Source organism: Palleronia pelagia (genome assembly GCF_900110115.1).
Lineage (GTDB): Bacteria > Pseudomonadota > Alphaproteobacteria > Rhodobacterales > Rhodobacteraceae > Palleronia > Palleronia pelagia.
Genome location: NZ_FOCM01000001.1, coordinates 22383 through 47449 on the forward strand (window position 1 = coordinate 22383; position 25067 = coordinate 47449).

Annotated in this window: 25 protein-coding genes; 22 read left to right on the forward strand and 3 right to left on the reverse strand. The window is 68.6% G+C overall.

Features of this window, described 5'->3' with window-relative positions:
* Positions 1 to 47 precede the first annotated feature (47 nt).
* Together BMX96_RS00110 and BMX96_RS00115 are read left to right on the forward strand one after the other, a co-directional pair.
* On the forward strand, positions 48 to 542 hold the full coding sequence (locus BMX96_RS00110) for a hypothetical protein (RefSeq protein WP_091842869.1): 495 nt from the start codon (positions 48 to 50) through the stop codon (positions 540 to 542).
* Positions 542 to 2152 carry an AMP-binding protein gene (locus BMX96_RS00115; RefSeq protein WP_091842872.1) on the forward strand — a complete coding sequence of 537 codons (1611 nt, stop codon included), beginning with the start codon at positions 542 to 544 and terminating at the stop codon, positions 2150 to 2152. Before BMX96_RS00110 ends, BMX96_RS00115 begins: the two co-directional genes overlap by 1 nt.
* A 4-nt stretch (positions 2153 to 2156) precedes the next feature.
* On the opposite strand, the gene glmS is transcribed toward BMX96_RS00115, so the two are convergent.
* Entirely contained in the window at positions 2157 to 3968 is a 1812-nt protein-coding gene (gene glmS, locus BMX96_RS00120) for a glutamine--fructose-6-phosphate transaminase (isomerizing) (protein WP_091842875.1), read from the reverse strand.
* A 1-nt stretch (position 3969) separates the two neighbouring features.
* Positions 3970 to 5319: a bifunctional UDP-N-acetylglucosamine diphosphorylase/glucosamine-1-phosphate N-acetyltransferase GlmU gene (gene glmU, locus BMX96_RS00125; RefSeq protein WP_091842878.1), complete on the reverse strand. Its 1350-nt coding sequence runs from the start codon at positions 5317 to 5319 to the stop codon at positions 3970 to 3972.
* Positions 5320 to 5418: 99 nt separating this feature from the next.
* On the opposite strand from glmU, the gene BMX96_RS00130 reads away from it, so the two are divergent.
* The 8 genes from BMX96_RS00130 (at position 5419) to ndhC (ending at position 13715) form a co-directional block, all read left to right on the forward strand.
* The gene (locus tag BMX96_RS00130) at positions 5419 to 6093 is read left to right on the forward strand and encodes an HAD-IA family hydrolase (RefSeq protein WP_091842882.1); all 675 of its coding nucleotides are present in this window, start codon (positions 5419 to 5421) and stop codon (positions 6091 to 6093) included.
* 79 nt (positions 6094 to 6172) lie between these two features.
* Positions 6173 to 7336, forward strand: coding sequence for an acyl-CoA dehydrogenase family protein (locus tag BMX96_RS00135; protein WP_091842884.1), 1164 nt, complete (start codon positions 6173 to 6175; stop codon positions 7334 to 7336).
* Positions 7333 to 7617 (forward strand): hypothetical protein, encoded by a 285-nt coding sequence (locus tag BMX96_RS00140; protein ID WP_139209888.1) that lies wholly within the window; start codon positions 7333 to 7335, stop codon positions 7615 to 7617. Before BMX96_RS00135 ends, BMX96_RS00140 begins: the two co-directional genes overlap by 4 nt.
* Before the next feature lie 244 nt (positions 7618 to 7861).
* Complete coding sequence (locus tag BMX96_RS00145) at positions 7862 to 9466, forward strand: carboxyl transferase domain-containing protein (RefSeq protein WP_091842890.1); 1605 nt, start codon at positions 7862 to 7864, stop codon at positions 9464 to 9466.
* 139 nt (positions 9467 to 9605) lie between these two features.
* On the forward strand, positions 9606 to 10583 hold the full coding sequence (locus tag BMX96_RS00150; protein WP_091842892.1) for an NAD(P)H-dependent flavin oxidoreductase: 978 nt from the start codon (positions 9606 to 9608) through the stop codon (positions 10581 to 10583).
* Positions 10565 to 12499 (forward strand): acetyl/propionyl/methylcrotonyl-CoA carboxylase subunit alpha, encoded by a 1935-nt coding sequence (locus BMX96_RS00155; RefSeq protein WP_091842896.1) that lies wholly within the window; start codon positions 10565 to 10567, stop codon positions 12497 to 12499. The genes BMX96_RS00150 and BMX96_RS00155 overlap by 19 nt, the downstream gene beginning before the upstream one ends.
* Before the next feature lie 69 nt (positions 12500 to 12568).
* A complete protein-coding gene (locus tag BMX96_RS00160; protein WP_073128853.1) occupies positions 12569 to 13234 on the forward strand; it encodes a glutathione S-transferase family protein in 666 nt (221 codons plus the stop codon).
* Positions 13235 to 13346: 112 nt separating this feature from the next.
* Complete coding sequence (gene ndhC / locus BMX96_RS00165) at positions 13347 to 13715, forward strand: NADH-quinone oxidoreductase subunit A (protein ID WP_073128967.1); 369 nt, start codon at positions 13347 to 13349, stop codon at positions 13713 to 13715.
* A 54-nt stretch (positions 13716 to 13769) separates the two neighbouring features.
* On the opposite strand, the gene BMX96_RS00170 is transcribed toward ndhC, so the two are convergent.
* Positions 13770 to 14492, reverse strand: coding sequence for a hypothetical protein (locus tag BMX96_RS00170; RefSeq protein WP_139209890.1), 723 nt, complete (start codon positions 14490 to 14492; stop codon positions 13770 to 13772).
* A 171-nt stretch (positions 14493 to 14663) separates the two neighbouring features.
* On the opposite strand from BMX96_RS00170, the gene BMX96_RS00175 reads away from it, so the two are divergent.
* The 12 genes from BMX96_RS00175 (at position 14664) to nuoG (ending at position 25064) form a co-directional block, all read left to right on the forward strand.
* Positions 14664 to 15212 (forward strand): NuoB/complex I 20 kDa subunit family protein, encoded by a 549-nt coding sequence (locus BMX96_RS00175; protein ID WP_073128855.1) that lies wholly within the window; start codon positions 14664 to 14666, stop codon positions 15210 to 15212.
* 10 nt (positions 15213 to 15222) lie between these two features.
* Positions 15223 to 15831 (forward strand): NADH-quinone oxidoreductase subunit C, encoded by a 609-nt coding sequence (locus BMX96_RS00180; RefSeq protein WP_073128856.1) that lies wholly within the window; start codon positions 15223 to 15225, stop codon positions 15829 to 15831.
* A 79-nt stretch (positions 15832 to 15910) separates the two neighbouring features.
* On the forward strand, positions 15911 to 17128 hold the full coding sequence (locus BMX96_RS00185; protein WP_091842901.1) for an NADH-quinone oxidoreductase subunit D: 1218 nt from the start codon (positions 15911 to 15913) through the stop codon (positions 17126 to 17128).
* Entirely contained in the window at positions 17128 to 17610 is a 483-nt protein-coding gene (locus BMX96_RS00190) for a hypothetical protein (protein WP_091842904.1), read from the forward strand. The genes BMX96_RS00185 and BMX96_RS00190 overlap by 1 nt, the downstream gene beginning before the upstream one ends.
* 17 nt (positions 17611 to 17627) lie before the next feature.
* Positions 17628 to 18929 carry an NADH-quinone oxidoreductase subunit E gene (locus BMX96_RS00195; protein ID WP_091842907.1) on the forward strand — a complete coding sequence of 434 codons (1302 nt, stop codon included), beginning with the start codon at positions 17628 to 17630 and terminating at the stop codon, positions 18927 to 18929.
* Positions 18930 to 18991: 62 nt separating this feature from the next.
* Complete coding sequence (locus BMX96_RS19790) at positions 18992 to 19765, forward strand: endonuclease (protein WP_236736900.1); 774 nt, start codon at positions 18992 to 18994, stop codon at positions 19763 to 19765.
* 48 nt (positions 19766 to 19813) lie between these two features.
* Positions 19814 to 20047, forward strand: a complete 234-nt coding sequence (locus BMX96_RS00205) for a DUF5337 domain-containing protein (RefSeq protein ID WP_091842910.1) — start codon at positions 19814 to 19816, stop codon at positions 20045 to 20047.
* 79 nt (positions 20048 to 20126) lie between these two features.
* A complete protein-coding gene (gene nuoF / locus BMX96_RS00210; protein WP_091842913.1) occupies positions 20127 to 21425 on the forward strand; it encodes an NADH-quinone oxidoreductase subunit NuoF in 1299 nt (432 codons plus the stop codon).
* Entirely contained in the window at positions 21422 to 21901 is a 480-nt protein-coding gene (locus BMX96_RS00215) for an EF-hand domain-containing protein (RefSeq protein WP_091842915.1), read from the forward strand. The genes nuoF and BMX96_RS00215 overlap by 4 nt, the downstream gene beginning before the upstream one ends.
* 143 nt (positions 21902 to 22044) lie before the next feature.
* On the forward strand, positions 22045 to 22335 hold the full coding sequence (locus BMX96_RS00220; RefSeq protein ID WP_091842918.1) for a hypothetical protein: 291 nt from the start codon (positions 22045 to 22047) through the stop codon (positions 22333 to 22335).
* 121 nt (positions 22336 to 22456) lie between these two features.
* A complete protein-coding gene (locus BMX96_RS00225) occupies positions 22457 to 22864 on the forward strand; it encodes a DUF5333 domain-containing protein (RefSeq protein WP_091842921.1) in 408 nt (135 codons plus the stop codon).
* 181 nt (positions 22865 to 23045) lie between these two features.
* Positions 23046 to 25064 carry an NADH-quinone oxidoreductase subunit NuoG gene (gene nuoG / locus BMX96_RS00230; RefSeq protein ID WP_091842924.1) on the forward strand — a complete coding sequence of 673 codons (2019 nt, stop codon included), beginning with the start codon at positions 23046 to 23048 and terminating at the stop codon, positions 25062 to 25064.
* The last annotated feature ends 3 nt before the right edge of the window (positions 25065 to 25067 follow it).

The following is a 25067-nucleotide window of genomic DNA, read 5'->3' on the forward strand; positions in this document are numbered from 1 at the left end:
TCCTTTGGTCGTTGGCAAGGCGCGCCGCAGGACCTAGCTTGGAGCACATGAAAGTATTCTTGATCCTGGGCGCGGTCGCCCTTTCGTTGTCGGGCTGCGCCCGCGTGTCCTCGGTTTTCCAGGGCGGTGGGTCGTCTTCACCGGCGCCCCAGGCCGAGGCGGCACCACCCCCGCCCGAGGAAATCGCCGAGATCGTCAGCGCCCCGCCACCGGCCAGCGGGTCACGCACCGCCGACGATTTCGACACCGTTACGGACGAGCAGCGGACCGCCGCCAGCGCCGCGCCCAGCGGGGGCGAGCAGCGCCTGGGCGAGGTCGTCGCGTCGCTGGGCGATCCGACGCAGCCCGGTCTTTGGATCAAGACATCGCTGGTGGATGCGCAGCAGTCGGGCCGGCTGGAATACCCGGTTCGCGGCACCTCGGCCGTTGTCGAGCTGCGGCCGCTGGACGGTAACGGCGGCAGCCAGGTATCGCTGGCGGCCATGCGCCTGCTCGAGGCGCCGCTGACCGATCTGCCGACGCTGGTCGTCTACGCCAACTGATGGACGGCGCGGGGCGCGACCGGCGTATTCTGCCGCCCGATCGCGCCGCCTTCGCCTGGGATATTCCCGGCCGGCTGAACATCGCCGAGCGCTGTTGCGACAGTTGGGCCGCGCTGGCGCCCGACCGCGTGGCCTTGCGTCGCGTGGGCGCGAACGGCGCGGTGACGGACTGGACCTATGCCGCCCTGAAGGACGCCTCGGACCGGCTGGCGGCGGCGCTGGCGGCACGGGGCGTGGGCCGCGGCGAGCGGGTGGCGCTGCTGCTGAGCCAGGGCCCCGAAGTCATGCTGGGGCATTTCGCGGCGATGAAGCTGGGCGCCGTCTCGCTGCCGCTGTTCACGCTGTTCGGCCCCGAGGCCCTTCGGTTCCGGCTGGCCGACAGCGCGGCGAAGGTCGCGATCACCGATGGCGCGAACCTGCCAAAGCTCACCGGCCTGCGCGACGACTTGCCCGACCTCGAACACCTGCTCTGCACCGATCCGGGGCAGGGCGTGCCGGCGCTGGACGCGCTGGTCGCGGCGACCGATCCGATTGCCCGGTCGGTCGATACCGCCGCCGACGACCCGGCCATGATGATCTACACGTCCGGCACCACCGGGCCGCCCAAGGGTGTCCTCCACGCCCATCGCTTCCTGCTCGGGCATCTGCCCTGCATGGAGGTCAACCACGCCGACCTGCCGTTGCCGGACGACGTGGGCTGGACGCCCGCCGACTGGGCGTGGATCGGCGGCCTCATGGACCTGGCCATGCCGTCCCTTTACTACGGCGTGCGCCTGATCAGCCACCGGATGCGCAAATTCGACGCCGGGGCCGCGTGGGACCTGATCGCGCGCGAGCGCGTCACGCGCCTGTTCCTGCCGCCCGCCGCGCTTCGGGCCATGCGGACGGTGCCGGTGCCGCAGGGCGTCGCCGTGCGGTCCATCGGGTCGGGGGGCGAGGCGCTGGGCGCCGACCTGATCGACTGGGGGCGCGAGACGCTCGGCGCGGAGATCAACGAGCTTTACGGCCAGACCGAGTGCAACCTCGTCGTCGCCTCGGACGCCGCGCGGGGGGTGCAAAAGCAGGGCTACATGGGCCGCGCGGTGCCCGGCCACGACGTCGCGGTGATCGACGCGGGCGGCACCCCGGTGCTGGACCAGTTGGGCGAGATCGCGGTGGGGCGGCCCGATCCCGGCATGTTCCTGCGGTATTGGAACCGGCCCGAGAAGACAGCCGAGAAGTTCGCCGGCGATTGGATGCGCACAGGCGACCTGGGGCGGATGGACCGGGACGGCTACGTCGCCTTCGTGTCGCGCGACGACGATGTGATCAATTCCAGCGGCTACCGCATCGGCCCGTCCGAGATCGAGGGTTGCCTTTGCGCGCACCCGGCCGTGGCGGCGGCCGCCGTCGTGGGCCTGCCCGACCCCCAGCGGGGCGAGGCGGTGACCGCCTTCGTGGTGTTGGCGGACGGAATCGACCCTGCCGACATCGAAGCCACGCTCATCGCCCACGTGCGCACGGCCCTGAGCCCGCACATGGCGCCCAGGGCCGTGCATCTGCGCGACAGCCTGCCGGTCACGGCCACGGGCAAGATCATGCGCCGCGCGCTGCGGGACGAGAACGCCTAGTGGATCACTCCACCGTCACCGATTTCGCCAGGTTGCGCGGCTGGTCCACGTCCGTGCCCTTGGCGATGGCGGTGTGATAGGCCAGCAGCTGCGCGGGCACGGCATAGAGAATGGGCGCCCACAGCTCGGCCACGTCGGGCATCTGCGCGGTGTGCCAGGTAGCGCGCTGCGATGACAGCCCCTGGGTATCGCTGACCAGCACGACCTTGCCGCCGCGGGCCATCACCTCCTGCATGTTGCTGACGGTCTTGCCGAACAGCGGGTCGGTGGGGGCGAAGACGATCACCGGCACGCTGTCGTCCACTAGCGCGATTGGCCCGTGTTTCAGTTCGCCCGACGCATAACCTTCGGCGTGTATATAGCTGATTTCCTTGAGTTTCAGCGCACCTTCCAGCGCCAGTGGATACATCGCGCCGCGCCCCAGGAACAGGATGTCGCGCGCTTCGGACAGGTCGCGGGCGATATCGCGCAGCTCGTCCTCGATGTTCAGGGCCTGGGCGATCAGCGCCGGGATCCGGGTCAGCGTGTCGAGATGCGCGTCCATCTGCTCGCCCGTCAGCGTGCCACGATCGCGCGCCGCCTTCAGGGCGAGGACCGCGAGCACGGCCAGCTGGCAGGTGAAGGCCTTGGTCGACGCGACCCCGATCTCGCGGCCCGCGAGGATGGGCAGCACCACGTCCGCCGCGCGCGCGATCGAAGATCCCTCGACATTCACTACCGCGACGATGGGGCATTTGCCCTTGCAATAGTTCAGGGCGGCCAGGGTATCGGCCGTCTCGCCCGACTGGCTGACGAAGACGGCCAGCGTGCCCTCGGGGATCGGCGGCTCGCGATAGCGGAATTCCGAGGCCACATCGACCTCGACCGGCAGGTTGGCCAGCCGTTCGATCCAGTATTTCGCCACGTGGCAGGCATAGTACGCCGTGCCACAGGCGACCATCACCACGCGGTTGACCTTGGCGAAATCGACGGCGTCGTTGGGCATCACCAGGTCGGCGTCGCGGATGTAGTGCTGTAGCGCCTGGTCCAGCACCGCCGGTTGCTCGGCGATTTCCTTGGCCATCCAGTGGCGGTGGCCGCCTTTCTCCACGCGGCCCGCCTCGGGGGTGATCGGCTCGCTGGGGCGCTCCACCGGCTGGTTGTGGGCGTCGTAGATCTGGACCGAGTTGCGGGTCAGAACCGCCCAGTCGCCTTCCTCGAGATAGGTCAGGTGATCGGTCATGGGCGCCAGCGCGATGGCGTCCGACCCCACATAGGCCTCGCCATCATCCAGGCTGATGGCCAGCGGGCTGCCGCGCCGCGCCGCGATCATCAGGTCGTCGTACCCGTCGAACAGAAAGGCGAGCGCGAACGCGCCTTCCAGCCGCTGTAGGGTCTGTGCCACGGCCTCGTCGGGGGTTGCGCCGTCCTCGAGATAGCTTTGCGCCAGCAGCGCGATGGTCTCGGTATCGGTATCCGTCTCGGCGCCGAAGTTCTGAGCCTTCAGCTCGGCCCTAAGCGTCTCGAAATTCTCGATGATCCCGTTGTGCACCACCGCCACCGGGCCCGCGCGATGCGGGTGGGCGTTGACCTCGGTCGGCGCGCCGTGGGTGGCCCAGCGGGTATGGCCGATGCCGGACTTGCCGGGCAGCGGATCGCGCACCAGCGTGTCGCTGAGATTGATGAGCTTGCCCACGGCGCGGCGCCGGTCGAGATGACCGTCATCCACAGTTGCGATGCCGGCGCTGTCGTAGCCGCGGTATTCCAGCCGCTTCAGCGCCTCGACCAGAAGGGGCGAGACCTCGTGCTTGCCCAGAACGCCGACGATGCCGCACATGCTAGTTGGTCCTCTTGCTTTTCGCGGCCTTCAGCCGCGCCATCAGCTTGCGGGCGAAGCCGTCCTTGTTCAACTGACGCGCCCGGCCAAGGGCCAGCGCGCCGTCGGGCACGTCCGACGTGATGACCGAGCCCGAGCCGGTCATCGCCTCGTCGCCGACCTTGACCGGGGCGACCAGCATGGTGTTCGACCCGATGAAGGCCCGTTCCCCGATCGTGGTCTGGTGCTTGAAGACCCCGTCGTAGTTGCAGGTGATGGTACCCGCCCCGATATTCGCGGCCGCGCCCACGCGGGCGTCGCCGATATAGCTGAGATGGTTGACCTTTGCGCCTTCGCCCAGCTCGGCCGACTTGATCTCGACGAAATTGCCGACCTTCGCGCCATTGCCCAGCTCGGCGCCGGGGCGCAGGCGGGCGTAGGGGCCGACCACCGCGTCGGCGCCCACGTGGCAGCCCTCCAGGTGGCTGAAGGCGCGGATGGTCGCGCCCGACTCGACCGTCACGCCGGGGCCGAAGACCACGTGCGGCTCGACCACCGCATCGCGGCCCAGCTCGGTATCGTGGGCGAAGTAGACGGTGTCCGGCGCGGTCAGCGTGACGCCGTTCTCCAGCGCCGCGTCGCGCTTGCGGGACTGGAACAGCGCCTCGGCCCGGGCAAGCTCGGCGCGGGTGTTGATGCCCATCGTCTCGGCCTCGGGGCAGGTCACGGCGGTGGCGTGCATGCCCTGCGCGCGGGCGATGGCGACGATGTCGGTCAGGTAGTATTCGCCGCTGGCGTTGTCGTTGCCCACCGCGTCGATCAGGTCGAACAGCACGGCCGCATCGGCGCAGATGACGCCCGAGTTGCAAAGCGTGATGGCCCGCTCGTCCTCGGTCGCGTCCTTGAACTCGACGATGGCCTCAAGCCGGTCGCCCGCCATCTTCAGCCGGCCATAGCGGCCCGGGTCGGCGGCCTCGAAGCCCAGCACGACGACGGCGGCGCCGTCGCGGCGGGCCTCGGCCATCCGGGTCAGCGTTTCGGGACGGATGAAGGGCGTGTCGCCGTAAAGCACGAAGACATCGCCCTCGGCCCCCTCCAGCGCCGCGCGCGCCTGCGCCACGGCATGGCCGGTGCCCAGTTGTTCGGATTGCAGAACCACCTGGAGGTCGGGATCGGTCTCGGCGGCGGCCTTGCGCACCGCGTCCGCGCCGTGTCCCGCGACCAGCACCCGGCGTCCCGGCTCGAGCGTGACGGCCGAGGCCAGTGCATGGGCGAAGAGCGGCGCGTGGCCGATCTGGTGCAGGACCTTCGGCAGGTCCGATTGCATCCGCGTGCCCGCGCCCGCGGCCAGAACGACAAGATGAGACGGCATCGGCACCCTTTCCCGTGGATCTTGCGGTTGTGTGCCGCAGGCCGCGCCGGGGTGCAATCCCGCTTGCCATCACAACCCGTTTCGCCGAGTTACCTTGGCATGAGCGCATCGCGACAGACCGTGATCTTCGACCTCGACGGCACGCTGGTCGACACCGGCGCCGACCTGATCGCCGCCGCGAACGCGTCGTTCCGCGACATGGGGCTGGGCGACCTGCTGGACCCGGAGGCCGACAAGGCCACCGCCTTCCGCGGTGCGCGCGCCATGCTGCGGCTGGGCCTGGGGCGGACCGGTGCGGTGGACGAGACGGTGGTCGATCGCGAGTACCCGGGCCTGCTGGCCCATTACGACCGGGCGGTGTGCGTGCATTCCCGCCTCTATCCCGGCGCGGTCGAGGCCGCCGAGGCCCTGCGCGGGCGCGGCGTCGCGCTGGGCATCGCCACCAACAAGCCCTTCGGGCTGGCCGACAAGCTGCTGCGCGCGCTGGGTGTGCGCGACCATTTCGGCCCGCTGGTGGGCGCCGACAGCCTGCCGGTGCGCAAGCCGGATCCCGCGCATTTGTGGGAGGCGGTGGACCTGGCCGGCGGCGCGCGAGAACGCACGCTTTTGGTGGGCGATACCGAGACCGACCGCACCACGTCGCGCAACGCGGGCGTGCCGTCGGTGCTGGTCACCTTCGGCCCCGAGGGCCGCGACATCGCGCGCCTTGCGCCCGAGGCGCTGCTGGATCATTTCGACGACCTGCCCGACCTCGTGGACCGCCTTCTGGGCTGAGCGGCCAAATTTTCGGATCGAAAATTTGCGCCCGGCGGCGCCGGCGATACTGTGGCGGAAACCAAAGGGAGGAGCGGGCATGTTCACGGGCTCGATGACGTTCGATCTGGGCGAGGACATCAACGCCATGCGCGACATGGTGCACGCCTGGGCGCAGGAGCGGGTGAAACCCATGGCGGCCGAGATCGACCGCTCGAACAGCTTCCCGCCCGAGCTCTGGCCCGAGATGGGCGAGCTGGGCCTGCTGGGTATCACCGTCCCCGAGGCCGAGGGTGGCGCGGGGATGGGATACCTGGCCCACGTGATCGCGGTGGAGGAAATCGCGCGCGCCAGCGCCTCGGTCAGCCTGAGCTATGGCGCGCATTCAAACCTCTGCGTGAACCAGATCGCGCTGAACGGCACGGCCGAGCAGAAGGCGCGGTATCTGCCCGCGCTGATCTCGGGGCAGAACGTGGGCGCTTTGGCCATGTCCGAGGCGGGGGCGGGGTCGGACGTGGTGTCGATGTCGCTGAAGGCCGAGAAGCGCAACGATCACTACCGCCTGTCGGGCACGAAGTACTGGATCACCAACGGCCCCGACGCCGACACGCTGGTGGTCTATGCCAAGACCGACCCCGAGGCGAAATCGCGCGGGATCACGGCCTTCCTGATCGAGAAGACCATGACCGGCTTCACCACCTCGTCGCATTTCGACAAGCTGGGGATGCGTGGGTCGAACACGGCCGAGCTGATCTTCGACGCGGTCGAGGTGCCGTTCGAGAACGTCCTGGGCGAAGAGGGGGGCGGCGTCGCCGTGCTGATGTCGGGGCTGGATTACGAACGGGTCGTGCTGTCGGGGATCGGCACCGGCATCATGGCCGCCTGCCTGGACGAGGTGATGCCCTACATGGCCGAGCGCAAGCAATTCGGTCAGCGGATCGGGGATTTCCAGCTGATGCAGGGCAAGATCGCGGACATGTATACCGCCATGAACAGCGCGCGGGCCTATGTCTACGAGGTTGCGCGCGCCTGCGACGCGGGCCGCGTCACCCGGCAGGACGCGGCGGCTTGTGTGCTTTACGCCAGCGAGGAGGCGATGAAGGTCGCCCACCAGGCGGTGCAGGCGCTGGGCGGCGCAGGATTCCTCGCCGACGCCCCCGTGGCCCGCATCTTCCGCGATGCCAAGCTCATGGAGATCGGCGCCGGCACCTCCGAGATCCGGCGCATGCTGGTGGGCCGCGAACTCATGGCCCGGATGGGATGAGGCGCGGACCGGTGGTCGTGGTGCTGGTCGCGCTGGCCGCCACGGCGCTTGGCCTCGGTCTGGTGCTGGGACTGCGCGCGGTCCGCCTGGACGAGGGCGCGGTGATCGCCCTCCACGCCGAGCGCTGGGCGGAAGAGACCGGGGGGCGGGTCGCGCAATGTGTCGCCGTGCCGGGCCAGGGGAGGGTCTGGCTGCGCATCACCTGCGACGGCCCCGAGCGGCGGGTGATCGGCGTGTCGCGCCTGGGCTTCGAGATCGACCTGCCCGAGGCGGGGATCTGAGCCGGGCGGCTGGACCGGATGAGTAAAAGAAGACCGGCGATGATGAAAGAAGCGCGCCCCGCTTCGCACGCGCTTTGGCTCGGAGGGAGCGCCGAGGTATTTGCGGACCAGTGATGCGGCAGGAGCCGCTGACCGTTTGCAGGGCCGGGACGGGCGGACACGGCGTCGGACCGGCCCGCGGGGCCTTGCCGCTGTCGGCGCCCCCGCCTAACCTGCGGCTCGCCGGGCTTTGGGAGGAATTCGGTTGCAGATCAGATCGAAGATCCTGACCGGATCGGCCGCGTTTCGCGAGAACGAAGCGCACCACCTGGGCTTGCTCGAGCAGGTCCGCGCGGCTGCCGACACGGCCATGGCGGGCGGCGGCGAACGCGCGCGCGCGCGCCACGTGGCGCGGGGCAAGATGGCGCCGCGCGACCGGGTCGCGGGGATGCTGGACCCCGGGTCGCCGTTCCTCGAGGTCGGCCTGACCGCGGCCCACGGCATGTATGACGGTGCGGCCCCTGCGGCGGGCGCCATCGCCGGGGTGGGACGGGTCGCCGGGCGGCAATGCATGGTGCTGGCCAACGACGCCACCGTGAAGGGCGGGACCTACACCCCCATGACGGTGAAGAAGCACCTGCGCGCCCAGGAAATCGCCGAGCAGAATGCACTGCCCTGCATCTACCTCGTGGATTCGGGCGGCGCGAACCTGACGTTGCAGGACGACGTGTTCCCCGACCGGGATCATTTCGGGCGCATCTTCTACAACCAGGCGCGGATGAGCGCGGCGGGTATCGCCCAGATTGCAGTGGTCATGGGGTCCTGCACCGCCGGGGGCGCCTACGTGCCGGCCATGTCGGACGTGACCATCATCGTGCGCGATCAGGGCACCATCTTCCTGGCCGGCCCGCCGCTGGTGAAGATGGCCACCGGCGAGGTCGTGGATGCCGAAGCCCTGGGCGGCGGCGACGTGCACACGCGGCTGTCGGGCGTTGCCGACGCGCTGGCCGAGGACGATGCCCACGCGCTGGCGCTGGCGCGGCAGGCGGTGGCGAGCCTCGGGGCCGCGCCGCAGGTCACGGTGGCGCGGCAAACGCCGGAGGCCCCGGCCTATGATCCCGCCGAGTTGCTGGGGGTCGTGCCGAAGGCGCTGACCACGCCCTACGACGTGCACGAGGTCATCGCGCGGCTGGTGGACGGCTCGCGCTTCGATCCGTTCAAGGCGCGGTTCGGCGACACGCTGGTCTGCGGTTTTGCCCATGTGGACGGCTGGCCGGTGGGCATCGTCGCCAATAACGGCGTGCTGTTCTCCGAGGCCGCGCAGAAGGGCGCGCATTTCGTCGAGCTGTGTTCTCAACGGCGCATCCCCCTGGTTTTCCTGCAGAACATCACCGGCTTCATGGTCGGCCAGCGCTACGAGAACGAGGGCATCGCCCGGCATGGCGCGAAGCTGGTGACCGCCGTGAGCACCACGTCGGTTCCGAAAATCACCATGCTGATCGGCGGCAGCTTCGGGGCGGGCAATTACGGTATGGCCGGCCGGGCCTATTCGCCGCGGTTCCTGTGGACGTGGCCGAACAGCCGGATCTCGACCATGGGCGGTCCGCAGGCCGCGGGCGTGCTGGCGACCGTGACGCGCGCCCAGAAGGAGGCGCGCGGCGAGAGCTGGTCGGCCGAGGACGAGGCCGCGTTCAAGGCGCCCATCGAGGACCAGTTCGAGCGGCAGTCGCATCCGCTTTATGCCAGTGCCCGGCTCTGGGACGATGGCGTGATCGATCCGCGCCGCGCGCGCGACGTGCTGTCGCTGAGCCTTGCGGCCGCGTGCAACGCGCCGATCCCCGAGACGCGCTTCGGCGTGTTCCGGATGTGAGGATGGATTGCGGGCGGCAGGACATCGCGGTGATGCCGCGCTGCTTCCGGGCGGTGCGCCGTGAGTATTTGAAGACCAGTGATGCCGCGGGCGGGCGGGACGGATCGGCTGTTCGGCGCAGGGCCCGCGGGGTGTGGGCATGATCCGGTCCCGGCTGTCGGAGTTGTTCGGGCTTGAGGTACCTGTGGTTCTGGCGCCCATGGCGGGCGTGTCCGGCGGCGCGCTGGCCGCGGCGGTCAGCCGGGCGGGGGGGCTCGGGCTTGTCGGCGGGGGCTACGGTGACCCGGATGCCGTCGTGCGCGAGATGGCGCTGGCCGATGCGCCGGTGGGCGTGGGGTTCATCACCTGGTCGCTGACGCCACAAGCGCTGGAGAGGGCCCTGGACTTGCGGCCGCGCGCGCTGTTGCTGTCCTTCGGCGACCCGATGCCGTTCGCGGACGCGATCCACGCGGCGGACGTGCCGCTGATCTGCCAGGTGCAAGGCGTGGCCCACGCCCGCCGGGCCATCGCGGCGGGGGCGGCCGTGCTCGTCGCGCAGGGCGGCGAGGCGGGCGGCCACGGCGCGGCGCGAGGGACCATGGCGCTGGTGCCAGAGATCGCCGACCTGCTGGCCGCCGAGGCGCCGAATGTCGTGCTCGTGGCCGCGGGCGGCATCGCGGACGGGCGCGGGATGGCCGCCGCGCTGATGCTGGGGGCCGATGGCGTGATGCTGGGCAGCCGGTTCTGGGCGGCGTCCGAGGCGCTGGTGGCCCCCGGCCTGGTGGACGCCGCGCTGGCGGCCGATGGCGACCGCACCGTCAAGGGCGACCTGCCCGATGCCGCGCGGGGGCTGAACTGGCCGGGCGCCTACGCCATCCGCACGTTGCGCACGGCGTTCACCGATCGCTGGGCCGGTCGTGGCGCCGCGCTGCGCGACGACGCGGATGCCCGTGCGGGCTGGGTCCGGGCCATGCAATCCGGCGACGCCGAAGCCACCAGCCCCGTGGTGGGCGAGGCCGTGGGCCTGATCGGCGACCGTTTGCCCGCAGCCGACATATTGGCCCGCGTCGTGGCCGAGGCCGAAGAATTGCTGCGGGACGCCCCGCGAAGGAGTGAGACGTGTTCCGCACCATCCTGATCGCCAATCGCGGCGAGATCGCCTGCCGCGTCATCGACACCTGCCGCCGGCTGGGCATCGCGACCGTTGCCGTCTATTCCGACGCCGACGCGGGCGCGCGCCACGTCTGCATGGCCGACCGCGCGGTGCATATCGGCGGCGCGGCGCCGGCCGAAAGCTACCTGCGCGGCGACGCCATCATCGCGGCGGCGCTGGCGACGGGGGCCGAGGCAATCCATCCCGGCTACGGCTTCCTGAGCGAGAACCCGGATTTCGTCGATGCCGTCGAGGCCGCCGGGCTGGTCTTCATCGGCCCGTCGGCGGACGCGATCCGCGCGATGGGCCTCAAGGACGCCGCCAAGGCGTTGATGGTCGAGGCGGGCGTGCCTGTCGTGCCGGGATACCATGGATCAAACCAGGAGGCCGATACCCTGGCCAAGGCGGCGGACGAGATCGGATACCCCGTGCTGATCAAGGCCGTGGCGGGCGGCGGCGGCAAGGGGATGCGCCGCGTCGACCGGGCGGCGGACTTCGCCGCCGCGCTGGAAAGCGCCCGGTCCGAGGCGCGGAATGCCTTCGGCAACGACGCCGTGCTGGTCGAGAAGTTCGTGTCCCGCCCGCGCCATATCGAGGTGCAGGTCTTCGGCGACGGCATCCACGCGCTGCACCTGTTCGAACGTGACTGCTCGCTTCAGCGGCGCCACCAGAAGGTGGTGGAAGAAGCGCCCGCGCCGGGCATGTCCGAGAGCGTGCGCGCTGCCATGGGCGCGGCGGCCGTGCGGGCCGCCGAGGCCATCGGCTATGCTGGCGCCGGAACCGTCGAGTTCATCGTCGATGGCGGCACGCTGGACGAGGACAGCTTCTATTTCATGGAAATGAACACCCGCCTTCAGGTCGAGCACCCTGTGACCGAGGCGATCACCGGCCATGACCTGGTGGAATGGCAGCTGCGCGTCGCGGCGGGCGAGGGGCTGCCGGTGGCGCAGGATGCCCTCGCGATCCGGGGCCACGCGGTCGAGGTGCGGCTTTATGCCGAGGATGTCGCCGCGGGCTTCCTGCCGGCGACCGGGACACTGGCCGCCCTGCGCTTCCCCGAGGGGCTGAGGGTCGAGACCGGCGTGCGCGAAGGCGACACGATCAGCCCCCATTACGACCCGATGATCGCCAAGCTGATCGCCCACGGCGACACCCGTGACGCCGCGCTTGGTCGCATGGCCCGGGGGCTGGAAAGCCTGGTGGTGGGCGGCACGGTGACCAACAAGGCCTTCCTCCAGGCGTTGGTGGACCACGAAGGCTTTTCCGCGGGGCAGGTCGATACCGGGCTGATCGACCGCGACCTCGCGGCGTTGACGCAAACGCCCGCGCCCGGCGGCGCCGAGATCGCGATGGCCGCCCTAGCCGCGCTTGGGCTGGGGACGACGGGTGATCGTCTACAGGGCTTTGCGTTGTGGAAGGGGGTCGGCCAACCGGTGGTGCTGGCCCATGGCGACGACAGCCTGATGCTGACAGTGCTTTGCGAGGCCGGGCAGTCGCGCGTGGTTTCCGGGATGCCGGACGGCCCGGTGCGTCTACTGTGGCAAGGCGACGCGTGGTGGGTCGACGGGCGGCGCATGCCTGCTGCGCTGCGGTCCGGCGCGCTGGTCGTGGTGCCGTCCGGCCCCGGCCATGCCTTCCGCGTGATCGACCCTCTCGACCGCGACGCGGCGGCGGGGCCGGGGGCCGACGTCGTCCAGGCCCCCATGCCGGGCCTCTTGCGCGCCGTTCACGTGGCCGAGGGCGCCGATGTGGCCATAGGCGACGCGCTGGCCGTGCTCGAAGCGATGAAGATGGAGCACGTGCTGCGGGCCGAACGCGCGGGGAAGATTGCCGAAATTCTGGTCAATCAGGGCAGCCAGGTGGCAGCCGGTGACGCGCTGATCCGGCTCGCCGAGATATGAGCCGCTGTGCGGTGGCATCCCGCGCGGGGCGCTGGTAGCGTCCGCGCGAGTGCCGCGACGGAGCCCGAGATGATCACCCTGCACCATTGCCACCAGACCCGGTCCATGCGGATCCTGTGGCTGCTGCACGAGCTGGATGTCGAGTTCCAGCTGCGCGTGCGGCCTTTCGACCAGTCCCTGCGTGATCCCGAATACCTGTCACTGAACCCTGCCGGCCGCGTGCCCGCTCTGGAACTGGACGGCGACGTGATCTGGGAAAGCGGCGCCATCACCGAGGTTCTGTGCGAACGCTTTCCGGAACACGGGCTGGGCCGTCCGCCGGGCGATATCGACCGGCCGGAATTCCTGACCTGGGTGCATTTCGCCGAGACCATCAGCCAGCATGCCGCGGCGCTGACCCAGCAGCACGTGATCCTCTACGAGGACTCCATGCGCTCGCCCACGGTGATGAAGATCGAGGCCGCGCGGCTGAAGAAATGCTACGCGGCGATCGAGGGCCGGCTGTCGACCCCGGTCGAGAATCGGGACTACCTGCTGACCAGCGGGTTTTCGGCCGCCGACATCTCGGTGGGGCAGGCGGTCTACATGGCGCGGCACTTTGCCCCGCTCGACGGCTTCCCCGAGGTCAAACGCTGGTACGACCAGATCACCGAGCGTGAAACCTTCCAGAGCGCCTTGCCGCCGGAGGGGGCCGAGCTGCTGTTCGAGCGTGACTTCTACCCCCCCTGGGAGTGAGCCTTGCGCCGGGCGCGCGCGCCCCTGCCACGTTGACGCCCGGCCGCCTGGAGGCTAGGCAAAAGACAACCGCGCCGGGTCCGGCGCCGCAACCCAGAAGGTGTCCGATCCCATGGATGTCGTCCTGTCCCGCGAATACCTGCCCATCATGATCCTGCTGGGCCTGGCTGTCGCCCTTGGCCTTATCCTGATCCTGGCGGCCGCCATCCTGGCCGTGCGCAACCCCGATGCCGAGAAGGTCAGCGCCTACGAATGCGGCTTCAACGCCTTCGACGACGCGCGGATGAAGTTCGACGTGCGGTTCTACCTCGTGTCGATCCTGTTCATCATCTTCGACCTCGAGATCGCCTTCCTGTTCCCGTGGGCGGTCAGCTTCAACGTGATGACCGACGCGGCCTTCTGGTCGATGATGGTCTTCCTGGGTGTGCTGACCGTGGGCTTTGCTTACGAATGGAAGAAGGGCGCGCTCGAGTGGGAGTGATCCTGCCCTATCGAATTGATCGAGACGCCGTCCCCCGGGGCGGCGTTTTTCGTTTCAGGACAGCCCCAGATAGGCCGACACGGCCGCGTTCAACGGCGGGATCACTCCGGCGGCCGCCGCCAGGCCCGACAGCACGAAGATGACCGTGAAAGCTGCAAGCGTGGCGCGGTGCAGCCGGCCCCGCGTGGCGAGGTCGTAGATCGCGGGCAGCGCAAGGACCAGCCCCAGGTGCAGCCCCGCCGCCATGCCGTTGGGCAGCCCGAGCGTCTGGGTCACCCGGCTGATCGGCGGCGACAGGATGGCCAGCGCGGCCAGCAGCATCATTCGGCGGTGGATGTCGATGCGGTGCCGGATTGCGGCCACGACCCCGGCAGCCCAGAAGATCGCGAGGCCGGACAGGTGGACCAGATTCGCCAGGAACACCTCGATCATATCGGCCTCGCCCGAGAACTCGCGGCTGACGATGAACCCGGTCCAGACCGCGACCCCGACGAGCAGCGTGCTGAAGATGCCGAGGGTCTTGTGCCAGCCCATGCGCCCGTGCGCTTGCAATTCGGCCTGCAGGGTGAACAGTCCCAGCCAGCCCAGCATCACCGCGCCGTGCAGCGTGACCAGCGGCGTGTATCTTTCGATCCGATCGGGCACGACGACCAGTTTCTGTGCGAAGGCGAACAGGCTGAAGGCCAGCAAAATCCATCCAATGTCGCGAAAAAGCACGGCTTCGCGCCGGGCGATGGTGGCCAGCAGCGGCGAAAGGGTGTCGGTCAGGCTGTTCATGCGCGGCATCTGGCCCCTTTGCCTTGCCCGGCAAGGCGGCGTGGCGCCGCGGGTCCGGCGGGATTGACGCAGCGGGGGCGCGTTGACGCTATGGTCCTTTGCGACTACCTAGATTTGCAATGACAGGGCAGTCACCGACGCCCGCAAAAGATCAGCAACCGGAGATGTCACATGGGTGTTGCCACCCCCGCCAATCCTTACGGAGCCAATACAGCCGGGGCCGACCGCGAGGTTGCGACCCAGACGCTGAACCGGGAACTGCAGGACAAGGGCTTTCTCGTCACCACGTCCGAGGACATCATCAACTGGGCGCGCACCGGCTCGCTTCACTGGATGACCTTCGGGCTGGCCTGCTGCGCGGTCGAGATGATGCACACCTCGATGCCGCGCTACGACGCCGAACGCTTCGGGGTCGCGCCGCGCGCCTCTCCGCGCCAGTCGGACGTCATGATCGTCGCGGGCACGCTGACCAACAAGATGGCGCCCGCGCTGCGCAAGGTCTACGACCAGATGCCCGAGCCGCGTTACGTGATCTCCATGGGCAGCTGCGCCAATGGCGGTGGCTACTATCACTACAGCTACTCGGTGGTGCGCGGCTGCGACCGCGTCATTCCCGTCGACATCTACGTGCCCGGCTGCCCGCCGACGGCCGAGGCGCTGCTATACGGAATCCTGCAATTGCAGCGCAAGATCCGCCGCACCGGCACGATCAGCCGCTAAGGGGGGCAACATGGCCGAGAACCTGGAAAACCTGGGCGAGCACATCAAGTCAAAGCGCCCCGATTGCGTACTAGATTACGAAATCGCGCTGGGCGAGCTGACGGTGCACGTGGCGCTGTCGAGCCTTGTCAGCATGGTCGAGTTCCTGAAGACCGACCGCACCTGCCAGTTCTCCACGCTGGTCGACCTGACCGCCGTGGACTACCCCTCGCGCGAGGCGCGGTTCGACCTCGTCTACCACTTCCTGTCGATGTACCAGAACCACCGCATCCGCCTGAAGGCCGAGGTGCGCGAGGACGAGATCGCGCCGTCGATCATCAACGTGCACCCCTCGGCCAACTGGTTCGAGCGCGAGGTCTTCGACATGTTCGGCGTGCTCTTCGCGGGCCATCCCGACCTGCGCCGCCTGCTGACCGATTACGGCTTCCGCGGGCACCCGCTGCGCAAGGATTTCCCCACCACCGGCTATACCGAGGTGCGGTATGACGAGGTGACCAAGCGCGTGGTCTACGAGCCGGTGAGTCTTGTCCAGGAATACCGCCAGTTCGATTTCATGAGCCCGTGGGAGGGCGCCAATTACGTTCTGCCCGGCGACGACAAGGCCGAGGCACAGGGCTGACGCGGTGCGCGCGTCGCCTTTGACACATGCTGCGCCCGAGGCCCGATAGGGCCCGCGCACCCGCTGGAGGTCGAGGATCATGAAAGACCAGAAATTCGAAGATGCCCTGACGGGCGAGCAGAAAATCCGCAACTTCAACATCAACTTCGGCCCGCAACACCCTGCGGCGCATGGTGTTTTGCGGCTGGTGCTCGAGCTGGACGGCGAAATCGTCGAGCGCTGCGACCCGCATATCGGCCTGCTGCACCGCGGGACCGAGAAATTGATGGAAAGCCGCACGTATCTTCAGAACCTGCCCTACCTGGACCGGCTGGACTACGTATCGCCCATGAACCAGGAGCACGCCTGGTGCCTGGCGATCGAGAAGCTGACCGGCACCGAGGTGCCGCGCCGCGCGTCGCTGATCCGCGTGCTTTACTCGGAAATCGGCCGCATCCTGTCGCACCTGCTGAACGTCACGACGCAGGCCATGGACGTGGGCGCGTTGACCCCGCCGCTCTGGGGCTTCGAGGAGCGTGAGAAGCTCATGGTCTTCTACGAACGCGCCTGCGGGGCCCGGCTGCACGCCGCGTATTTCCGTCCCGGCGGCGTCCACCAGGACCTGCCGCCCGAGCTGATCGACGACATCGAGGCGTGGTGCGACCCGTTCCTAAAGGTCATGGACGATATCGACGAGCTGCTGACCGAGAACCGCATCTTCAAGCAGCGCAACGCCGATATCGGGATCGTCAACGAACAGGAAATCCAGGACTGGGGCTTCTCGGGCGTCATGGTGCGCGGGTCGGGATTGGCCTGGGACCTGCGTCGCGCCCAGCCCTACGAGTGCTACGACGAGTTCGACTTCCAGATCCCCGTGGGCAAGAACGGCGACTGCTACGACCGGTACCTCGTCCGCATGGCCGAGATGCGCGAAAGCGTGAAGATCATCCGCCAGGCCTGCGAGAAGCTTCGCGCCGAGGACGGGCAGGGCCCGATCATGCATCGTGGCAAGCTCAGCCCGCCGACGCGCGGCGACATGAAAACCTCGATGGAAGCGCTGATCCACCACTTCAAGCTGTACACCGAGGGCTTCCACGTGCCCGCGGGGCAGGCCTATGCCGCGGTCGAGGCGCCGAAGGGCGAGTTCGGCGTCTACATGGTGGCCGACGGCACGAACCGGCCCTATCGCGCCAAGCTGCGCGCGCCCGGGTATCTGCACCTGCAGGCCATGGATCATATCTCGAAAGGGCACCAGCTGGCCGATGTCTCGGCGATCATCGGGACGCTGGACGTGGTCTTCGGCGAAATCGACCGTTGATGCGCGGAATATGCATCGCGGCCCTGGCTTGCGGCCTGCCCATGGCGGCCGCGGCCGAGCAGACCGAAGAGGCGCTGTTCGCCGTCTTGGCCGAGCGTGGATGTTCGGTCGGCCCGCAGGAGGTGGCGGACACGTTCGGTCCCGAAGGTTTCACCCCTGAATTCGTACGTGAGACGCTGACTGGCCTGCTTCTGGACGGCACCGCGACCGAGGATGCCATGGGCCGTCTGAGCGTGCCTCCGTCGCTGTGTCCGCCCGAAGGAACTGCGATGACGCCCAAGGATCAGCTGGTCGCCGAATTCGCACGCAACGACTGCACGTTGGACGCACGCCAGGTCCCCGACATCACGGCGAAAACCGGTCTGGCCGAGGCGCAGTTGCAAGCCATCATCCAACCGTTATACGACAGCGGCGCCGTTTCAGTGGTCGGCCGCCGGGCGATCCTGACGGATCGGCTGTGCCGCGCCGCCGCCATCAACTGAGCTGACAGGACACCGTAATGCTTCGCCGCCTTCACCCCGACCAGCCCGAAAGCTTTGCCTTCACGCCCGCCAACCAGGAATGGGCCGAGGCGCAGATCACCAAGTATCCCGATGGCCGCCAGGCCAGCGCGGTGATTCCGCTTCTGTGGCGCGCGCAGGAGCAGGAGGGCTGGCTGACCCGCCCGGCGATGGAAGAGGTCGCCCGGATGCTCGACATGGCCTATATCCGCGTGCTCGAGGTGGCGACCTTCTACTTCATGTTCCAGCTGCAACCCGTTGGTTCCGTTGCGCATATCCAGGTCTGCGGCACCACGTCCTGCATGATCTGCGGGGCCGAGGACCTGATCGCGGTCTGCAAGGACAAAATCGCGAAGAAGCCCCATCAGCTGAGCGCGGACGGCAAGTTTTCGTGGGAAGAGGTCGAATGCCTCGGGGCCTGTTCGAACGCGCCCATGGCCCAAATCGGCAAGGACTATTACGAGGACCTGACGACCGAGAGCTTCGCGACTCTCATCGATCGGATGGCCGCGGGCGAGGTGCCGACCCCCGGACCGCAATCCGGCCGCCGCGCGTCGGAACCCGCCTCGGGCCTGACCAGCCTGGGCGGTGAGCCCGACCACGACAGCAATGCCAGCGTCGCGCTTGCGACCGAGATCGGCGACACGCTGAAACGGATCGACGGCACCGAGGTGCCGCTGCGCGCCCCCTGGCGCGACCTGAAACAGCCGGGCGCGGCGACCCCGCCCAAGGTGCGCGACGACATGCTGGGCCCCAAGGGCGGGATCGACGAACCCACGCCGGGCAAGCAGCCCGCCGCCAACACGCCGGTCAGCGACGAAGGCATGACCAAGCAGGAAACCGACGAGAAGAATCTCGGCCGCCCCGAGGAGGGCAGCGTCGCCGACGCGCCCGAGCGGGCCGAGAAGGACGGCATGAAGCCCGCCGGATCGGCTGCGGGCGAGCCGGGCGAGGGGCGCGAGCGGATGGGCGAGGGCACGGGCCCGCTGTCGGCAGATAGTGGCGCCGACAACGCCGCTGCCGAGAACGTGGCCGAGGGCGACGAGCAGCGTCCCGCCGGCATGGATGCCCCGCGCGACGGTGGCGCGGATGACCTGAAGCGGATCAAGGGCGTGGGACCCAAGCTGGAAGAGCTTCTGCACGAGATGGGATTCCACCATTTCGACCAGGTCGCGGCCTGGACGCCGGCCGAAATCGCCTGGGTCGATCGCAACCTCGACGGCTTCAAGGGCCGCGTGATCCGCGATGACTGGGTGGGCCAGGCACGCATTCTCGCGGCAGGTGGGGCGACAGACGACTGATTTCGCGCTAGATACTGATCCCAGGGTCGAAAAGCGGCCACGCAAAGAGGGATGGAGTGAAGATGAGCAAGCAATCACAGGGATCCATGCTGCTGGTTGGGGCAATCTCCGGCGGTATCGGATTCGTCGCAGCCGTTGCACTTGTGGTGGTGGGGGGCTTCACGCTGTCCCCGGCGATTTTCATGGCGATCGTGATCGCGGGGGCCGCGGCGGTTTTCCTGTTCTCGGGCTTCCACGGCAAGGACGCTTCACCGGTCGAGGCGGCTCCCAAAACCGCCGCGTTGACGCCGTCACCCGACGGCAAGCTGGGCGACGTGACCCGCCCGGCCGGAACCGCTGGGGTCGAGCCCGGCAGCGCGGGCCACAAGGTCAAGACCGGCACGCTTCTGAAGGGGGAAGAGGAGCTGGCCGCGCGCAAGGGCGACTGGCGCTACGAAAAGCCCGGGGCGGCTGCGGGCGCGGCGGAGAACGTTTCGAATGCCCACGGCGTCGACCAGTCGGGCACGCCCTTCAACGATGGGGACACCAAGACCGATACCGACAGCTCGCCCGGGACCGAGCCCACGCGCCTCGACGCGCCGCGCGGCGACGGCCCCGACGACCTGAAGAAGATCAAGGGTGTCGGACCCAAGCTCGAGGCGATGCTGCACGACATGGGCATCTATCATTTCGACCAGATCGCGAACTGGTCGGACCCCGAGCTGGCCTGGGTCGATGACAACCTCGAAGGTTTCAAGGGCCGCGCCAGCCGCGACGAATGGGTGAGCCAGGCAAGGATCCTTGCCGCGGGCGGCGAGACCGAGTTCTCGAAGAAGTCCGAGAACGGGTCGGCATGACGGGTCGGGCGGCAGATGGTCCCATCGCGGCCGCCCGGTATTCGTGCCATGTCTGACGGCAAGCGGCCGAAGGACCTGGCCCTGGGGCGCAGGGCGCGCAACGTGGGCATCGTCATGGCGGTGACCATGGTGCTGTGGATGGGCGCACAGTTCATCGGCGGCCGGCTGGGATTGCCCGCGCGCTTCGTCTTCCTGTTCGACCTGGCGGCGCTTGCGGCTTTCGTCTGGGCGCTGGTGGTCACATACCAGATCTGGCGCCGCAGCCAGGAACACGACGGGTAGCCCGCAGCGCGCACCCGGCACCGAATTGCAACGACGGGTGGCCCGGACCGGGCCGCCGAGGATCGAGGATCGAGAGACCATGCTGGACGACAAGGACCGCATCTTCACCAATATCTACGGCCGCAAGGACCGTAGCCTGGCGGGCGCGAAGTCGCGCGGGCACTGGGACGGCACGGCCGACCTGATCAAGAAGGGCCGCGACTGGATCGTGCAGGAGATGAAGGACAGCGGCCTGCGCGGTCGCGGCGGCGCGGGCTTCCCCACCGGGCTGAAGTGGTCGTTCATGCCCAAGGAATCCGACGGGCGCCCGTCCTACCTGGTCGTCAATGCCGACGAATCCGAGCCGGGCACCTGCAAGGACCGCGAGATCATGCGCCACGATCCGCATACCCTGATCGAGGGATGCCTGATCGCCAGCTTCGCGATGAACGCGCATGCCTGCTACATCTACATCCGGGGCGAATACATCCGCGAGAAAGAGGCGCTGCAAAACGCCATCGACGCGGCCTACGACGACGGGCTGCTGGGCAAGAACGCCGCCGGGTCGGGCTGGGATTTCGACCTGTACCTCGTCCACGGCGCGGGCGCCTATATCTGCGGCGAGGAGACGGCCCTCCTGGAAAGCCTCGAGGGCAAGAAGGGCATGCCCCGCATGAAGCCGCCGTTCCCGGCGGGGGCGGGCCTTTACGGCTGCCCGACCACGGTGAACAACGTGGAATCCATCGCGGTCGTGCCCACCATCCTGCGCCGCGGCGCATCGTGGTTCAGCTCGTTCGGGCGCGACAACAACAAGGGCACCAAGCTTTTCGCCATCTCGGGCCACGTCAATAACCCGTGCGTGGTCGAAGAGGCCATGTCGATCACCTTCGAAGAGCTGATCGAGAAGCATTGCGGCGGCATCCGCGGCGGCTGGGACAACCTTAAGGCTGTCGTGCCGGGTGGGTCCTCGGTGCCGTGCCTGCCCGCCAAGATCATGCGGGAAGAGGCGATCATGGATTTCGACTGGCTGCGCGAGCAGCGGTCGGGCCTCGGCACCGCGGCGGTCATCGTGATGGATCAGTCGGTGGACATGATCAAGGCGATCTGGCGGTTCTCGGCCTTCTACAAGCACGAGAGCTGCGGCCAGTGCACGCCCTGCCGCGAAGGCACGGGCTGGATGATGCGGGTCATGGACCGGCTGGTGAAGGGCGAGGCGGACCCCTCCGAGATCGACATGCTGCTGGACGTGACCAAGCAGGTCGAAGGCCACACGATCTGCGCCCTGGGCGATGCGGCCGCCTGGCCGATCCAGGGCCTGATCCGTCACTTCCGGCACGAGATCGAGGACCGCATCACGCACAAGCGCGGCGGGGCCCGTCCAGCCGTGGCGGCGGAATGATCCGCTGCAGTCTGGCGCTTGCCACCGCGATCCTGCTGGGCCTGCCCGCCGTGGCGCAGGCACCGGCGGACGCGGCGCAGGCGCAGATCGAGCTTATCGGTTTCGCGATCGACACGAACCACGACCAGGCCATCAGCCCGGACGAACTGGCGGCCTATGGTGACGTCGTGTTCGAGACGCTGGACCGGGACGGCGATGAACGGTTGGTGCTGGACGAGATCGCGTCGTTCCGGCTTGGCATGACCGAGATCGCCGAGTTTCGTGGCCGCCAGCAGGCCTATGACACCGCGCAGGCGATCATCTTCGACATTTTCGACCGCGACAGCGATGGCGTGATCGCGCCCGACGAACACAAAAACGGCTTTGACCGGGCCTTCGATTTCGCCGATCTGGACGGCGACGGTACGCTGACCATGGATGAATACAGCCGCGGATTCATTTACAACATCGCGATGCGCGCGGCCCTCGCGGGCTAGTCCGCGCTGCGGAATTGCGCTTTGATCCAAGCCGCGCTAGTGCAGGGGAGTGCGGCGGGCAGCCGCGTAAGGGGAGTGATCTTGTGACGCCACGGCTGTCCATAATCTTGCTGCTATGCGCAGGGCTGGCCGGGTGCGGCACGGTGCAACGGCTCAACCCGTTCTCAACATGGCAGCCCGAGACGCCGCTTCCCTATGGCGCGAATCTCAACGGCGACAGGCGATCGCCCGAATTCACGGTTTCTGTCGCAACGCGCGGCGCGCCGATCGAGGCCTGGCGCGAGTCGGCGCGCTTTCCGGCCACGCGCCACTGCCTGCGCCGCTTCGGGTCTTCGGTGATCGACTGGCGCACCGATGGCGGGCCCGAGGACTGGGTCGTTCGCTACGATTCCGACGGCACGGCCGTCGTCTCGGGACGCTGCGCGGCGCGCTGATCCGCAAGCTATCGCACAGGTCACGAATGCGTCGTCTGTATTGCGGGCGCAGCATCCCCCCTTTATCTGATCGGGTGCTGATGTGTGCGGACCCTTGATTCTGTTGCCGCCGGAGACGACCATGAAAATTACGAGATCCCTTTTCCTTGCCGCTGCGCTTGCCCTGGGCGGGCAGGCCGCGACCGCCCAGCAGGTTCCGCTCGAGCAGAACCAGGTGGTGCGGGATGGCTTCTATGCGATTGGCCTCGCGGACGAGATCCGCAAGAACTGCCCGCAGATTTCCCCCCGGCTGATCCGGGCCTACTCGGCCCTGAAGGACCTCGAGCAATACGCCCGCGAGCAGGGCTACACCGAGGCCGACGTGAAGGCGCTGGAAGACAACGACGCCGCCAAGGACGCCCTGCGCGCCGAGGTCAACGCCGAGCTGCAGGCCCGCGGCGCCGTACCCGGCCAGACCTCGGGCTACTGCAAGATCGGGCGCGAGGAAATCGCGCGCGGCACCCCGGCGGGGCGCCTGCTCAGGGATTGATCCCGACCGCCGCGCTGCGGCCAATCGGCGGGCGCGGTGTGGAAAATGCGCGCGACAAATGGGATCATCGCATGATTGCGCGGTTTTCCCTGCCGCCGATGTCCTCTACATTGCGCCCCGACGGGCGGCCGTGCATCCGGCGCGGCCCACGCCCCCTTGCGACCCTTTGGAGACGAGCGGCATGAGCGATCTTCGCAAAATCATCATCGACGGGCGAGAGATCGAGGTCGATCCGGCGATGACCCTGATCCAGGCCTGCGAACAGGCCGGGATCGAGATCCCGCGGTTCTGCTACCACGAACGCCTGTCCATCGCCGGCAACTGCCGCATGTGCCTGGTCGAGGTCGTGGGCGGCCCGCCCAAGCCCGCCGCCAGCTGTGCCATGCAGGTGCGCGACCTGCGCCCCGGCCCCGAAGGCGCGCCGCCGCAGGTCAAGACGAACAGCCCCATGGTCAAGAAGGCCCGCGAAGGGGTGATGGAGTTCCTGCTCATCAACCACCCGCTGGACTGCCCGATCTGTGACCAGGGCGGCGAATGCGACCTGCAGGACCAGGCCATGGCCTATGGCGTCGACTTCTCGCGCTTCCGCGAACCGAAGCGGTCGGTCACCAACATGGACCTGGGCCCGCTGGTCGGCACCCACATGACGCGCTGCATCTCGTGCACCCGCTGCGTGCGCTTCATCACCGAGGTCGCGGGCATGCCCGAGCTGGGCCAGACCGGCCGGGGCGAGGATGCCGAGATCACCAGCTACCTGGGCCAGACCCTCGACTCCGAGATGCAGGGCAACATCGTGGACCTGTGCCCGGTGGGCGCGCTGACCTCTAAGCCCTATGCGTTCACCGCCCGCCCGTGGGAGCTGCAGAAGACCGAGACCATCGACGTGATGGATGCGCTCGGCTCGAACATCCGCGTGGACACCAAGGGGCGCGAAGTCATGCGCATCCTGCCGCGCAACAATGACGGCATCAACGAGGAGTGGCTCGCCGACCGGTCGCGCTACGTGTGGGACGGCCTGCGCCGGCAACGGCTCGACAAGCCCTATATCCGCGAGAACGGCAAGCTGCGCCCGGCCACCTGGCCCGAGGCCCTGTCGGCCGCGGCCGAGGCCATGAAGGGCAAGAAGATCGCCGGGCTCGTCGGGGACCTTGCGCCGACCGAGGCGATCCATGCGCTGAAGCAACTGGTCGAAGGGCAGGGCGGCAAGGTCGAGTGTCGTCTCGACGGCGCCAAGCTGCCCCAGGGCAACCGCGCCGCCTATGCCGGCACCGCCGCGATCGAGGATATCGACCACGCGAAGGCCGTCATGCTGATCGGCACCAACCCCCGGCTCGAAGCGCCGGTGCTGAACAGCCGGATCCGCAAGGCCTGGCTGCGCGGCGCCGATGTGGGCCTGGTGGGCGAGGCCGTGGACCTGACCTATTCCTACGACCACCTGGGCGACGGCCCGGGCACGCTGGACGACCTGCTGTCGCGCGACCATTCCGACGTGCGCGAGAAGCCGTCGGTCATCATCGTGGGCCAGGCCGCCCTCCGCCGCGACGACGGCGCGGCCGTCCTGGCCGCCGCGCAGGCGCTGGCCGAGGCGACGGGCTCGGGCCTGCTGATCCTGCACACCGCCGCGTCGCGCGTGGGTGCGATGGACGTGGGCGCGGTTACCGAGGGCGGCCTGGACGCTGCCATGGACGGGGCCGAGGTGATTTTCTCGCTGGGCGCCGACGAGGTCGAGGTCGCCCAGGGGCCCACAGTGATCTACCAGGGCAGTCATGGTGACCGGGGCGCGCACCGGGCCGACATCATCCTGCCCGCCGCCGCCTGGACCGAGGAGCAGGGCCTGTTCGTCAATACCGAAGGTCGTCCGCAGCTGGCGCTGCGCGCCAACTTCGCCCCCGGTGAAGCCAAGGAAAACTGGGCCATCCTGCGCGCCCTGTCGGCCGAGATGGGCGCGACGCTGCCCTTCGATTCCATCGCCGAGCTGCGGCGCGGCATGGTCGACGCGGTGCCGCATCTGGGCCTGCTGGACGAGCTGGCCGAGAACGAGGGGGAAACCCTTGCCCGCGGCGACGTGGCCAAGACGCCCTTCGGGCAGGCGCTTCAGGACCATTACCTGGTGAACCCGATTGCCCGGGCGAGCCAGCTCATGGCCGAGCTCAGCGCGGGCGCCAAGGCGCGCGCGGGTGCCGCGCTTGCGGCCGAGTGACCG

Bases quoted from the DNA above. Each gene is read 5' to 3' on its own strand.
- BMX96_RS00110 (WP_091842869.1), top strand. From the start codon at position 48: ATGAAAGTATTCTTGATCCTGGGCGCGGTCGCCCTTTCGTTGTCGGGC.
- BMX96_RS00115 (WP_091842872.1), top strand. From the start codon at position 542: ATGGACGGCGCGGGGCGCGACCGGCGTATTCTGCCGCCCGATCGCGCC.
- glmS (WP_091842875.1), bottom strand. From the start codon at position 3,968: ATGTGCGGCATCGTCGGCGTTCTGGGCAAGCACGAGGTCTCGCCCCTT.
- glmU (WP_091842878.1), bottom strand. From the start codon at position 5,319: ATGCCGTCTCATCTTGTCGTTCTGGCCGCGGGCGCGGGCACGCGGATG.
- BMX96_RS00130 (WP_091842882.1), top strand. From the start codon at position 5,419: ATGAGCGCATCGCGACAGACCGTGATCTTCGACCTCGACGGCACGCTG.
- BMX96_RS00135 (WP_091842884.1), top strand. From the start codon at position 6,173: ATGTTCACGGGCTCGATGACGTTCGATCTGGGCGAGGACATCAACGCC.
- BMX96_RS00140 (WP_139209888.1), top strand. From the start codon at position 7,333: ATGAGGCGCGGACCGGTGGTCGTGGTGCTGGTCGCGCTGGCCGCCACG.
- BMX96_RS00150 (WP_091842892.1), top strand. From the start codon at position 9,606: ATGATCCGGTCCCGGCTGTCGGAGTTGTTCGGGCTTGAGGTACCTGTG.
- BMX96_RS00160 (WP_073128853.1), top strand. From the start codon at position 12,569: ATGATCACCCTGCACCATTGCCACCAGACCCGGTCCATGCGGATCCTG.
- ndhC (WP_073128967.1), top strand. From the start codon at position 13,347: ATGGATGTCGTCCTGTCCCGCGAATACCTGCCCATCATGATCCTGCTG.
- BMX96_RS00170 (WP_139209890.1), bottom strand. From the start codon at position 14,492: ATGAACAGCCTGACCGACACCCTTTCGCCGCTGCTGGCCACCATCGCC.
- BMX96_RS00175 (WP_073128855.1), top strand. From the start codon at position 14,664: ATGGGTGTTGCCACCCCCGCCAATCCTTACGGAGCCAATACAGCCGGG.
- BMX96_RS00180 (WP_073128856.1), top strand. From the start codon at position 15,223: ATGGCCGAGAACCTGGAAAACCTGGGCGAGCACATCAAGTCAAAGCGC.
- BMX96_RS00185 (WP_091842901.1), top strand. From the start codon at position 15,911: ATGAAAGACCAGAAATTCGAAGATGCCCTGACGGGCGAGCAGAAAATC.
- BMX96_RS00190 (WP_091842904.1), top strand. From the start codon at position 17,128: ATGCGCGGAATATGCATCGCGGCCCTGGCTTGCGGCCTGCCCATGGCG.
- BMX96_RS00195 (WP_091842907.1), top strand. From the start codon at position 17,628: ATGCTTCGCCGCCTTCACCCCGACCAGCCCGAAAGCTTTGCCTTCACG.
- BMX96_RS19790 (WP_236736900.1), top strand. From the start codon at position 18,992: ATGAGCAAGCAATCACAGGGATCCATGCTGCTGGTTGGGGCAATCTCC.
- BMX96_RS00205 (WP_091842910.1), top strand. From the start codon at position 19,814: ATGTCTGACGGCAAGCGGCCGAAGGACCTGGCCCTGGGGCGCAGGGCG.
- nuoF (WP_091842913.1), top strand. From the start codon at position 20,127: ATGCTGGACGACAAGGACCGCATCTTCACCAATATCTACGGCCGCAAG.
- BMX96_RS00215 (WP_091842915.1), top strand. From the start codon at position 21,422: ATGATCCGCTGCAGTCTGGCGCTTGCCACCGCGATCCTGCTGGGCCTG.
- BMX96_RS00225 (WP_091842921.1), top strand. From the start codon at position 22,457: ATGAAAATTACGAGATCCCTTTTCCTTGCCGCTGCGCTTGCCCTGGGC.
- nuoG (WP_091842924.1), top strand. From the start codon at position 23,046: ATGAGCGATCTTCGCAAAATCATCATCGACGGGCGAGAGATCGAGGTC.